Here is a 12,962-nt window from a genome sequence, read left to right on the forward strand (position 1 = left end):
GCCTCTTACTGGTAAACCGGCAGCAGATTAACGCTCGACAGAATGTGTACAACCGCATTGCCAAGGCCAAACAGTAGGATCAGCACAATCATCGGTGTTCCGCCCCATACGCGGAACTGTGGGCTGCCGAAGCGTTTACGCGAGGCGCGAGCCAGCAGCGCCGGTACAATCGCCGCCCAGATTGTCGCCGCCAGGCCGGCATAGCCGATGGCGTAGAGGAAGCCATCGGGTTTCACCAGCCCGCCCATCATCGGCGGAATAAATGTCAGCAGCGCAGTTTTAAAGCGCCCCAGCGCGCTGTCGTCAAAACCAAACAGATCCGCCAGGTAGTCGAACAGCCCCAGCGTGACGCCAAGGAACGAGCTGGCGACGGCAAAGTTAGAGAATACCACCAGCAGCAGATCCAGGCTCCGGCTGTTCAGCACCCCGCTCAGGGCCTGCACCAGCACATCAATATTGCCGCCCTTCTGCGCGATGTCGATAAACTGCGGACGCGGGATATTGCCCATCGTCACCAGCAGCCAGACCACGTACAGACCCAGCGCCAGCAGCGTACCGTAGGTTAAGCAGCGGATAATGGTGCGTGGATCTTTGCCGTAGTATTTCATCAGGCTCGGCACATTGCCGTGGTAGCCAAACGAGGCCAGGCAGAACGGCAGCGTCATTAGCAGATATGGCGCATAGGAGGCGTTCTTTTCCGCAACGTTAAACAGCGTCGTCGGCTCGACGTGCCCCAGCAGACTGCCAAAGGTCAGGAAGAAAGTGATCACCTTGGCGCCGAGCACAATAGCCGTCATGCGGCTCACCGCCCTGGTGCTCATCCAGACGATAAATGCCACCAGCAGCGCAAAGCCAAAACCCGCCGCCCGCGCCGGCACGTTCAGCGACATCTCGCTAAACGTATGATGTAGTATCGAGCCGCTGGCTGAAATATAGGCGTAGGTCAGGATATACAGCACAAAGGCGATCGACACGCCGTTGACCAGGTTCCAGCCCTTGCCGAGCAGGTCTTTGGTAATGGTGTCGAAGCTGGAGCCGATCCGGTAGTTAAGGTTGGCCTCGAGGATCATCAGACCGGAGTGCAGCATGCAGAACCAGGTGAAAACCAGCGCCGCCAGCGACCAGAAAAACCACGCGCCGGACATCACCACCGGCAGCGAGAACATACCCGCGCCGATAATCGTGCCGCCGATGATCACCACGCCGCCAAACAGGGACGGACGGGTTGCCGTAGTGGTTAGTGTCGCCATTTACCGAAATCTCCAGTCAAAAATACTTTCCCACGATGGGTGCGAAGCACTGTACCAGTACACGAGTACAAAAGAAATAAAAAAAGCCCCAATCATGACGATCGGGGCTGTATTATTTAGTTTACGCTAGCGGGCTACGTTAATTATGCATCGCCACCGAAGCGACGGCGACCGGCAGAGTCATCGCGGCGCGGCGCGGATGCATCATCACGACGCGGCGCACGGCCTTCACGACGTTCGCCGCTGAAACGACGACCATCACCACGACCACCTTCACGACGCTCGCCACCGAAGCCACGACCGCCTTCACGACGCTCACCGCCGAAGCTACGACCACCTTCACGACGTTCACCACCGCCACGACGTTCGGTGCGCGGCTGCGCATCGCCCAGCAGCTGCATGTTCATCGGCTTGTTCAGGATGCGGGTACGAGTAAAGTGCTGCAGCACTTCGCCCGGCATCCCTTTCGGCAGTTCGATGGTGGAGTGAGAAGCGAACAGCTTGATGTTACCGATGTAGCGGCTGCTGATATCGCCTTCATTAGCGATCGCGCCAACGATATGACGCACTTCAACACCGTCATCGCGACCCACTTCAATGCGATACAGTTCCATATCGCCTACGTCACGACGCTCACGCTTCGGACGATCTTCGCGATCGCCACGCGGAGCGCGATCGTTGCGGTCGCCACGACGCTCGAAGCGATCGTCACGGTCACGGAACTCACGACGCGGACGCATCGGCGCATCCGGCGGCACGATCAGCGAGCGTTCGCCCTGGGCCATTTTCAGCAGCGCGGCAGCCAGCGTTTCCACGTCCAGCTCTTCGCCTTCCGCCGTCGGCTGGATTTTCGCCAGCAGCGCACGGTACTGGTCCAGATCGCTGCTTTCCAGCTGCTGCTGGACTTTCGCGGCGAATTTTTCCAGACGACGTTTGCTCAGCAGCTCTGCGTTCGGCAACTCCACTTCCGGGATGGTCAGCTTCATCGTACGTTCGATGTTGCGCAGCAGACGACGTTCACGGTTCTCAACGAACAGCAACGCGCGGCCCGCGCGGCCCGCACGACCGGTACGACCGATACGGTGAACGTAGGATTCAGAATCCATCGGGATGTCGTAGTTCACCACCAGGCTGATACGTTCAACGTCCAGACCACGGGCTGCCACGTCAGTCGCAATCAGGATATCCAGACGACCGTCTTTCAGACGCTCCAGGGTCTGCTCACGCAGCGCCTGGTTCATGTCGCCGTTCAGCGCCGCGCTGTTGTAGCCGTTACGCTCCAGCGCTTCAGCCACTTCCAGGGTCGCGTTTTTGGTACGGACGAAGATAATCGCCGCATCAAAATCTTCCGCTTCCAGGAAACGCACCAGCGCTTCGTTTTTACGCATACCGTAGGCAGTCCAGTAGCTCTGGCTGATGTCCGGACGAGTGGTCACGCTGGACTGAATACGCACTTCCTGCGGCTCTTTCATAAAGCGGCGGGTAATGCGACGGATCGCTTCCGGCATGGTGGCGGAGAACAGCGCGGTCTGATGCCCTTCCGGGATCTGCGCCATAATGGTTTCTACGTCTTCGATAAAGCCCATGCGCAGCATTTCATCTGCTTCATCCAGTACCAGACCGCTCAGTTTAGAGAGGTCCAGGGTGCCGCGCTTCAGGTGGTCCAGCAGACGACCCGGGGTACCGACAACGATCTGCGGACCCTGACGCAGGGCGCGCAACTGCACGTCATAACGCTGGCCGCCGTACAGGGCAACCACGTTTACGCCGCGCATATGTTTAGAGAATTCCGTCATTGCTTCAGCAACCTGTACCGCCAGCTCGCGGGTCGGCGCCAGCACCAGGATCTGTGGTGCTCTCAGCTCAGGATCGATGTTGTTCAGCAGCGGTAAAGAAAACGCTGCGGTTTTACCGCTACCGGTCTGGGCCATACCCAGAACGTCGCGGCCGTCCAGCAGATGCGGAATGCACTCAGCCTGGATCGGAGATGGTTTTTCGTAACCCAGATCGTTAAGCGCTTCAAGGATAGGAGCCTTCAGGCCCAGATCTGCAAAAGTGGTTTCGAATTCAGCCATGTAGTACGTGTGCCTCAAAATTAATGGCGGCCAGTCTACATAACTCATCGTGAAAATTTACGATAATTTTCATTGAAAAGTGTGAACCGGCTCAAAGTAGGTGTATTAACGAACAACAACGCCCTCACCCGCGAAGGTGATGGCAAGCAAAAAACTATGGGCTGATGTGTTCGTCAGCTATTGCTGGTCCGATTCTGCCAGGTCATCTTGCTCCTGGCCCAAGAGCGATAATTCCAACAATGCGTATCGGTGCTCAACGTAGTTATGTACGTTGTTGGCGACCGCCAGTTTGAACAGTGCCGTAGCGCTGTCCTTGTCCCCCAGACTTAGGTAGTACTTACCTAAATAGAAGTTGGTTTCACTGAGATGCTCAGCGAGCGAGGTGTTATCCGTTGCGTCTGCCTTCAGACGAGTCATCAGCTCTTTTTCGCTAATGTCGCCAAGGTAGAACTCGACAATGTTCCATCCCCATTGCTCTTTGTCCGACTTGTCTAAGCGCTCTCTGAGTGCTTCAAGCGCCCGCTTCTCGTCGAGTTTACGCTCGGCGATATAAAGCCACAGGCTACGGAAAGGATCATTGGGATCGTCTTGATAAAACGCCAGCAGATCATCTTGCGCTAACTTAGCCCGGCCGCCGTAATACAGGGCGATACCGCGGTTCAAGTGCGCGTAGTTGTAAGTTGGATCAAGCTCAAGTACAGAATCAAACGCTTCATAGGCAGCATCAAAATTGCCTGCCTGCGTTAAGTAAATACCTAAGTAATTGAATACTTCAGGCATATCGGGTCGGATTGCCAGCGCTTGTGAAAAATCATTTCGCGCTAATGCCCTCAGACCGAGACTATCATACAACACTCCGCGCTCATATAAAAGCTGTGCGCGTTCGTCATCGGATAAAGCCCGACTGGCAAGAATTTGTTCCATACGTGCCAGAATCACTTCTTGCTGTAAAGTCGGTTGCAATGGTACTGCGAGGACGGCGTCCTTACGCCAGGCGGTGCTACTGCATCCTGCCAGCGTGAGAGCTGTCGCCACGAAACACCAGCGCAAAAAAGGCTTCATTTCCCACTCCCGAAGACAACGATTGGATGAACGTCCTGTTCCCCGGCTGCAAACGAGGCGTCCTGCCCGTAAAACGCCCTCCGCAAAAGCGGAGGGCTAACGGCAACCTTACTCGCCCTGCTCGGCAGCCGGAACTTCCGGCGCTGCGGCAGACGGAGTCTGTTCAGTTGCTTCTTTGATGCTCAGACGGACACGGCCCTGGCGGTCAACTTCCAGAACCTTAACCGGCACTTCCTGACCCATCTGCAGGTAGTCAGTCACTTTCTCAACGCGCTTGTCAGCGATCTGCGAGATGTGAACCAGACCTTCTTTACCGCCGCCGATGGCAACGAACGCGCCAAAGTCAACGATACGGGTCACTTTACCATTGTAGATACGGCCAACTTCGATCTCAGCGGTGATCTCTTCGATACGACGGATAGCATGCTGTGCTTTGTCGCCGTCAGTCGCTGCGATCTTCACGGTACCGTCATCTTCGATTTCGATGGTGGTACCGGTCTCTTCGGTCAGGGCACGGATAACAGAACCGCCTTTACCGATAACGTCTTTGATCTTGTCCGGGTTGATCTTGATGGTATGGATACGCGGTGCGAATTCAGAGATATCGCCGCGCGGCGCGTTAATCGCCTGCTCCATCACGCCCAGGATGTGCAGACGCGCACCTTTAGCCTGGTTCAATGCAACCTGCATGATTTCTTTGGTGATACCTTCAATTTTGATATCCATCTGCAGCGCAGAGATACCGTCGCGGGAGCCCGCTACTTTGAAGTCCATATCGCCAAGGTGGTCTTCGTCACCGAGGATGTCAGACAGCACGACGAAGTTGTCGCCTTCTTTCACCAGGCCCATGGCGATACCCGCCACGGCGGCTTTCACCGGCACACCAGCGTCCATCAGCGCCAGAGAGGCACCGCAGACGGAAGCCATGGAAGAAGAGCCGTTGGATTCGGTGATTTCAGACACCACGCGTACGGTGTACGGGAATTCTTCGATAGTCGGCATCACGGCCAGAACGCCGCGCTTAGCCAGACGACCGTGACCGATTTCACGACGCTTCGGAGACCCCACCATGCCAGTTTCACCTACGGAGTACGGAGGGAAGTTGTAGTGGAACAGGAAGGAGTCGGTACGCTCGCCCATCAGTTCATCGATATTCTGCGCATCGCGTGCGGTACCCAGCGTCGCGGTAACCAGCGCCTGCGTTTCGCCACGGGTGAACAGTGCGGAACCGTGAGTACGCGGCAGAACGCCGGTACGAACGTCCAGACCACGGATCATATCTTTTTCGCGACCATCGATACGCGGCTCACCGGCCAGCACGCGGCTACGAACCACGTTTTTCTCGATAGCGTGCAGAATTTCACCCAGTTCGTTAGCGTCCAGGGTTTCATCTTCTGCAACCAGCGTAGCGATGGTTTCAGATTTGATCACATCAACCTGAGCGTAACGCTCTTGTTTGTCGGTGATACGGTAAGCATCGCTCAGGCGGGATTCAGCCAGCGCAGCAACGCGCGCGTTCAGCGCTTCGTTGACGGCTTCCGGCTGCCAGTCCCAACGTGGTTTACCGGCTTCTTTCACCAGGTCGTTGATGTTCTGGATCACAATCTGCTGCTGCTCGTGGCCAAAGACCACCGCGCCCAGCATCTGGTCTTCGCTCAGCAGTTCCGCTTCGGATTCCACCATCAGTACGGCCGCTTCGGTACCGGCCACCACCAGATCCAGTTTGCTGGACTTCAGCTCTTCCTGGGTCGGGTTCAGTACGTACTGGTCGTTGATGTAACCCACGCGCGCGGCGCCGATTGGGCCATTGAACGGAATACCAGACAGGGACAGCGCTGCGGAAGCGCCGATCATCGCGACGATATCCGGGTTAACCTGCGGGTTAACGGAAACAACAGTGGCGATAACCTGTACTTCGTTAACAAAGCCTTCCGGGAACAGCGGGCGAACCGGGCGGTCAATCAGACGCGCGATCAGGGTTTCGCCTTCGCTTGGGCGGCCTTCACGACGGAAGAAACCACCCGGGATTTTACCGGCAGCGTAGGTGCGCTCCTGGTAGTTAACCGTCAGCGGGAAAAAGTCCTGGCCTGGCTTCGCTTTTTTCTGGCCCACAACGGTCACGAATACCGCAGTGTCATCCATGCTAACCATCACAGCGGCCGTTGCCTGGCGCGCCATCATGCCGGTTTCCAGGGTCACGGTATGCTGGCCGTACTGGAATTTACGAACGATCGGATTAAGCAAAATTCTATCCTTTTTATCTATAAATCACGCCATATCCACGACATAGCGTCTATTGACCCGATCCTCTGCATCCTCGCGACTAATGACAACCTTTACCCGCCCCTGCGGATGAAGCCTCTCATTAGCCGCGCGAACCTCTGCATGAAGATCATTACTAGCAACAATACATGAGTTTTGAATGAATTGCTGCCGCCCGGTCGAAAAAAGGGGCCGTCAGGCCCCTTTTTCTGAAACTCGCAGAATTAGCGACGCAGACCCAGACGCTCGATCAGCGCGGAGTAACGTGCAACATCTTTACGTTTCAGGTAGTCGAGCAGTTTACGACGCTGAGAAACCATGCGCAGCAGACCACGACGGCTGTGGTGATCTTTTTTGTGCTCTGCAAAGTGGCCCTGCAGGTGGTTGATCTGTGCTGTCAGCAGTGCAACCTGAACTTCGGTAGAACCGCTGTCGTTTTCGCCACGACCAAACTCAGAAACGATTTTTGCTTTAGCTTCAACGCTTAGAGACATTTTAGAACTCCAGAAATTAAAAGAAAGAAAGGGTGCCGATCTCTAATTCAGCGACCCCTGATGCAACGCCCGAAAATGTTAAAACACTTTAGCGGACGTTAAGCGGCGATATTCTACTCGTAGCAGGCTTTTATCGCAAGAAAAGCGCTTACGCCGGGTATTCCACCACCAGACGACGCGGCGCCACGCGGCCTTCATCGTCAATTTCGCCCATGCCGAGAAACTTGCCGGATTCGCTTTCCATCACCCGTACCAGCCCGTTAAGCGGCGCGCCTGACTGACGTACCGGGTTGCCGTTTTTAAAGTAGACCGCGGAGGTCTCCGGGATGGTCACCAGCGGATAGTCCGAGGCCGGGCTGTCCATGGGCATCAGCAGCGGATCGAGCAGCTGCGCGGCAGGAATATCCTGCGCCGCCGCCTGATCGACCAGCGCCTGCAGCTGCTCGAGGGTTACCATCCGCTCAACCGGGTATTTGCTCACCGCCAGGCGACGCAGGAAAATCACGTGCGCGCCGCAGCCGAGCTTCTCACCTAAATCATCGATAATCGTCCGGATGTAGGTGCCTTTCGAGCAGTGGATCTCCAGCTCCAGCTCATCGCCTTCGTGGCGGATAAACAGCAGCTCATAGACGGTAATCGGCCGGGATTCCCGCGGAACGTCAATCCCCTGACGGGCATACTCGTACAGCTTCTTGCCCTGATATTTCAGCGCCGAGTACATCGACGGCACCTGCTGCGTCTCGCCGCGGAAGCTGTCCAGCGCCGCCGCCAGCTGTTCGTCGCTAAAGGTCAGCGGGCGCTCTTCCACCACCTGACCGTCGGCATCGGAGGTATCGGTGCGCTGGCCAAGTTTGGCGATCACGCGGTAGCGCTTATCGGAATCCAGCAGGTATTGGGAAAACTTGGTCGCTTCGCCAAGGCAGATCGGCAGCATGCCGGTCGCCAGCGGATCCAGCGCGCCGGTGTGTCCGGCGCGGTTGGCGTTATATATACGCTTTACTTTCTGCAGCACATCGTTGCTGGAGGCGCCCTGAGGCTTATCCAGCAGCAATACGCCGTGCACGTCGCGGCCGCGACGACGAGGACGACTCATCAGTCCTCCTTGCTGTCGTCCGGGTTCACACGACGCTCATCGTCGTGTTTCACCACGCTGGTGACCAGGTTGGACATGCGCATCCCTTCCACCAGTGAGTTGTCGTAGAAGAAGGTCAGCTCCGGCACGATGCGCAGGCGCATCGCTTTCCCCAGCAGAGAGCGGATAAAGCCAGAGGCTTCCTGCAGCGCTTTGATGCCCGCTTTCACCGCGGCTTCATCTTTGTCGTTGAGGAAGGTGACATACACCTTGGCGTAGGCCAGGTCACGGGACATTTCCACACCGGAAACGGTGGTCATCATGCCCAGACGCGGGTCTTTGATTTCACGCTGCAGGATAATCGCAATCTCTTTTTGCATCTCCTGGGCCACGCGCTGCGGGCGACCAAATTCTTTCGCCATAATAAATTCTCCAGAATAAAGACAAAAAAGGGGCCTAAAGCCCCTTTTTAAAATGATTGCCGGGTGGCGCTTCGCTTCCCCGGCGGCTTAGCCATCCGATGATTAATCGATGCTACGCTGGATTTCGATGATTTCGAACACTTCGATCATATCGCCAACGCGAACGTCGTTGTAGTTCTTCACACCGATACCACATTCCATGCCGTTACGGACTTCGTTAACGTCATCTTTGAAGCGGCGCAGGGATTCCAGCTCGCCTTCATAGATAACCACGTTGTCACGCAGCACGCGGATTGGGTTGTGACGTTTGATGGTCCCTTCGGTAACCATACAGCCCGCGATGGCGCCGAATTTCGGCGATTTAAAGACATCGCGCACTTCAGCCAGACCGATGATCTGCTGTTTCAGTTCCGGAGACAGCATACCGCTCATCGCCGCTTTCACTTCGTCGATCAGGTTATAGATGACGGAGTAGTAGCGCAGATCCAGGCTTTCCGCTTCGATAACTTTACGCGCAGAGGCATCGGCACGAACGTTGAAGCCAACCAGAATCGCGTTGGATGCTGCAGCCAGGGTGGCGTCGGTTTCGGTGATACCACCTACGCCGGAACCGATGATCTTCACTTTCACTTCGTCGGTAGACAGTTTCAGTAAGGAATCGGAAATCGCTTCGACAGAACCCTGTACGTCCGCTTTCAGCACGATGTTCACTTCGTGAACTTCGCCTTCGGTCATGTTAGCGAACATGTTTTCCAGTTTAGATTTCTGCTGACGCGCCAGCTTAACTTCACGGAATTTGCCCTGACGATACAGCGCCACTTCACGCGCTTTTTTCTCGTCACGAACCACGGTCACTTCGTCACCGGCAGCCGGCACACCGGACAGGCCGAGGATTTCCACCGGAATGGACGGACCCGCTTCCAGCACTTCGCGACCCAGTTCGTCACGCATCGCACGCACACGGCCGTATTCGAAGCCGCACAGAACGATATCACCCTTGTGCAGAGTACCTTCGCGAACCAGAACGGTAGCAACCGGACCACGACCTTTATCAAGGAAGGATTCGATCACTGCGCCGCTCGCCATCCCGTTACGGACCGCTTTCAGCTCGAGGACTTCAGCCTGCAGCAGGATCGCGTCCAGCAGGTCGTCGATACCGGTACCGGCTTTCGCGGAGACGTGGACGAACTGGCTCTCGCCGCCCCACTCTTCCGGCAGGATGCCGTACTGGGACAGTTCATTCTTCACGCGGTCCGGATCGGCTTCAGGCTTATCGATCTTGTTCACCGCAACTACCACCGGCACCTGCGCCGCTTTGGCGTGCTGGATAGCTTCGATAGTCTGCGGCATCACGCCGTCGTCTGCCGCCACCACCAGAACCACGATATCCGTCGCCTGCGCACCACGAGCACGCATGGAGGTAAACGCGGCGTGGCCCGGGGTATCCAGGAAGGTGATCATGCCGTTGTCGGTTTCTACATGGTAAGCACCGATGTGCTGGGTAATACCACCCGCTTCGCCGGAGGCAACCTTAGTAGAACGAATATAGTCCAGCAGCGAGGTTTTACCGTGGTCAACGTGACCCATGATGGTCACAACCGGTGCGCGCGGTTCAGCCGCCGCGCCGGTGTCACGGTCGCTCATTACCGCTTCTTCCAGCTCGTTTTCACGACGCAGGATAACTTTGTGGCCCATCTCTTCGGCAACCAGCTGTGCGGTTTCCTGGTCGATGACCTGGTTGATGGTCGCCATGGCGCCCAGCTTCATCATCGCTTTGATGACCTGAGAACCTTTCACCGCCATCTTGTTAGCCAGTTCGCCAACGGTGATGGTTTCGCCGATCACCACGTCACGGTTAACGGCCTGCGCCGGCTTCTGGAAGCCCTGCTGCAGAGCAGAACCCTTACGGTGCTTACCGCCTTTACCGCCGCGAACGGCCGCACGGGCTTCTTCACGATCGGCTTTCGATTCAGCGTGTTTGTTGCCTTTCTTCGCCGGACGCGCCGCTTTGCTGCTGCGGCTGCGGCCGCGACCGCCTTCGACTTCACGATCGTTATCATCTTCAGCCTGACGAGCATGCTGTGACGTGGTGACGTGATAGTCGCTGGTGTCTTCCGGGCTGTCTGAAGTTTCAGACCAATTTTTTTCGTTTTCTTCTGCCATACGGCGTGCTTCTTCCGCTACACGGCGCGCTTCTTCTTCAAGTTTGCGGCGTGCTTCTTCTTCCGATTTGCGCTTCAGTTCCGCGGCTTCGTTCTCGCGACGGATCTTTTCAGCCTGGGCGGTTTTGGTCATTTCGTCGGTATGTTGATTGCTCACTTTGTCTTTTTCCGCAGCTTCACGTTTCGCTTTATCAGCGACTTCACGTTTAGCTTGTTCTGCGGCCTCACGTTCAGCTTTTAATTGCGCCTCGCGTTTCGCTGCTTCTTCAGCTTCACGACGGGCCTGCTCTTCCGCTTCACGCTGCGCCTGCTCTTCCGCGGCCAGGCGTTCAGCCTCTTGCGGATCGCGTTTCACAAAGGTGCGTTTCTTGCGGACTTCGATTTGTACCGATTTACTCTTTCCACCGGTACCTGGAATATTCAACGTACTGCGCGTCTTACGCTGTAACGTCAGCTTGTCTGGCGCCGAACCATGCTCACGGTTCAGGTGCGTCAACAAAGTTTGTTTCTCTTGCGAGGTCACAGAATCATCAGCCGTTTTGCGGATGCCTGCGTCAGCAAATTGCTGTATCAGGCGATCCACAGAGGTCTGAATCTCTGAGGCCAGCGCTTTAATAGTCACATCTGTCATGCTGTTCCTTCCTGCTACAGTTTATTACGCTTCGTCGCCGAACCAACAAATGTTGCGAGCGGCCATGATGAGCTCGCCAGCTTTCTCGTCGGTCATCCCTTCGATATCAGCCAGGTCATCAACGCCCTGCTCGGCGAGATCTTCCAGCGTACAAACACCACGGGCAGCCAGTTTGAATGCCAGGGCACGATCCAGACCTTCGAGATTCAACAGATCATCGGCAGGTTTGTTATCTCCCAGGCTTTCTTCCTGAGCCAGCGCCAGCGTAGTCAGTGCGTTTTTCGCACGCTCACGAAGTGCTTCAACGGTGGCTTCATCCAGACCGTCGATTTCCAGCAGTTCTTTCATCGGCACATAGGCCAGCTCTTCCAGCGAGGAGAAGCCTTCTTCAACCAGCACTGTCGCGAAATCTTCATCAATATCGAGATATTTGGTGAAGGTATCGATAGCGGCATGCGCTTCCGCCTGGTGCTTAGCCTGCAGATCGTCAACGGTCATCACGTTGAGTTCCCAGCCGCTGAGCTGCGAGGCCAGACGAACGTTCTGACCGTTACGGCCAATCGCCTGCGCCAGGTTGCCCGCTTCTACCGCGATATCCATGGTGTGTTTATCTTCATCCACCACGATGGACGCGACGTCTGCCGGCGCCATAGCGTTAATCACGAACTGCGCCGGGTTATCATCCCAGAGGACGATATCGATACGCTCGCCGCCCAGCTCAGTGGAAACCGCCTGCACGCGCGCGCCGCGCATACCGACGCAAGCGCCAACCGGGTCGATACGCTTGTCGTTGGTTTTCACCGCGATTTTGGCACGAGATCCCGGATCGCGAGCCGCCGCTTTGATTTCCAGCACTTCTTCACCGATTTCCGGCACTTCGATGCGGAACAGTTCGATCAGCATCTCAGGTTTGGAACGGGTCACGAACAGCTGGGCGCCACGCGCTTCCGGACGGACTGCGTACAGTACGCCGCGAATGCGGTCGCCCGGGCGGAAGTTCTCACGCGGCAGCATATCTTCACGCAGGATCACGGCTTCAGCATTGTTGCCCAGATCCAGAGTGATGTTGTCGCGGTTCACTTTTTTCACCACGCCGGTGATGATCTCACCTTCGTGCTCGCGGAACTGATCGACCACCATTGCGCGCTCGGCTTCGCGAACTTTCTGCACAATAACCTGTTTAGCGGTCTGGGTGGTGATGCGGTCGAAAGTGACAGACTCAATCTGATCTTCGACGTAGTCACCGACGTTCATGCTTTCATCTTCGAAACGCGCGGCTTCCAGCGTGATCTCGCGCGTCGGCTGGGTCACTTCTTCTACAACCAGCCAGCGACGGAAAGTGTCGAAATCGCCGCTCTTACGGTCGATTTCAACGCGAACGTCGATCTCTTGTTCGTATTTTTTCTTGGTGGCCGTTGCCAGCGCGCTTTCCAGCGCTTCGAAAATTTTCTCACGCGGCAGCGCTTTTTCGTTGGAAACGGCTTCAACAACAGCCAAAATTTCTTTGTTCATCGGGGCCTTTCACCTCAATC

Annotated in this window: 10 protein-coding genes; all 10 read right to left on the bottom strand. The window is 56.2% G+C overall.

Going from position 1 to position 12,962, the window contains the following annotated elements; all coding sequences use genetic code 11:
- Positions 1-5: 5 nt before the first annotated feature.
- The 10 genes from mtr to nusA all read right to left on the bottom strand — a co-directional run bounded on the left by mtr (position 6) and on the right by nusA (position 12,942).
- Complete coding sequence (gene mtr / locus ACQUTP_RS21100; protein ID WP_004206167.1) at positions 6-1,250, bottom strand: tryptophan permease; 1,245 nt, start codon at positions 1,248-1,250, stop codon at positions 6-8.
- Positions 1,251-1,393: 143 nt separating this feature from the next.
- Positions 1,394-3,325 (bottom strand): ATP-dependent RNA helicase DeaD, encoded by a 1,932-nt coding sequence (deaD, locus tag ACQUTP_RS21105; protein WP_004206168.1) that lies wholly within the window; start codon positions 3,323-3,325, stop codon positions 1,394-1,396.
- Entirely contained in the window at positions 3,318-3,398 is an 81-nt protein-coding gene (yrbN, locus tag ACQUTP_RS21110) for a protein YrbN (protein ID WP_085955485.1), read from the bottom strand. The genes deaD and yrbN overlap by 8 nt, the downstream gene beginning before the upstream one ends.
- A gap of 104 nt (positions 3,399-3,502) precedes the next feature.
- On the bottom strand, positions 3,503-4,387 hold the full coding sequence (gene nlpI / locus ACQUTP_RS21115) for a lipoprotein NlpI (protein ID WP_004206169.1): 885 nt from the start codon (positions 4,385-4,387) through the stop codon (positions 3,503-3,505).
- 108 nt (positions 4,388-4,495) lie between these two features.
- Complete coding sequence (gene pnp, locus ACQUTP_RS21120) at positions 4,496-6,631, bottom strand: polyribonucleotide nucleotidyltransferase (RefSeq protein ID WP_004206170.1); 2,136 nt, start codon at positions 6,629-6,631, stop codon at positions 4,496-4,498.
- A 242-nt stretch (positions 6,632-6,873) separates the two neighbouring features.
- Positions 6,874-7,143 carry a 30S ribosomal protein S15 gene (gene rpsO / locus ACQUTP_RS21125; protein WP_002918244.1) on the bottom strand — a complete coding sequence of 90 codons (270 nt, stop codon included), beginning with the start codon at positions 7,141-7,143 and terminating at the stop codon, positions 6,874-6,876.
- A gap of 148 nt (positions 7,144-7,291) precedes the next feature.
- Positions 7,292-8,236, bottom strand: a complete 945-nt coding sequence (truB, locus tag ACQUTP_RS21130; RefSeq protein WP_017899913.1) for a tRNA pseudouridine(55) synthase TruB — start codon at positions 8,234-8,236, stop codon at positions 7,292-7,294.
- On the bottom strand, positions 8,236-8,637 hold the full coding sequence (rbfA, locus tag ACQUTP_RS21135) for a 30S ribosome-binding factor RbfA (protein ID WP_002918248.1): 402 nt from the start codon (positions 8,635-8,637) through the stop codon (positions 8,236-8,238). Before rbfA ends, truB begins: the two co-directional genes overlap by 1 nt.
- 102 nt (positions 8,638-8,739) lie before the next feature.
- Complete coding sequence (infB, locus tag ACQUTP_RS21140; protein ID WP_004206173.1) at positions 8,740-11,430, bottom strand: translation initiation factor IF-2; 2,691 nt, start codon at positions 11,428-11,430, stop codon at positions 8,740-8,742.
- A 24-nt stretch (positions 11,431-11,454) separates the two neighbouring features.
- On the bottom strand, positions 11,455-12,942 hold the full coding sequence (gene nusA, locus ACQUTP_RS21145) for a transcription termination factor NusA (protein ID WP_002918252.1): 1,488 nt from the start codon (positions 12,940-12,942) through the stop codon (positions 11,455-11,457).
- Positions 12,943-12,962 lie beyond the last annotated feature (20 nt).

It is taken from the genome of Klebsiella sp. 2-CIP_Kleb. (genome assembly GCF_050378715.1).
Classification (GTDB): Bacteria; Pseudomonadota; Gammaproteobacteria; order Enterobacterales; family Enterobacteriaceae; genus Klebsiella; species Klebsiella quasipneumoniae.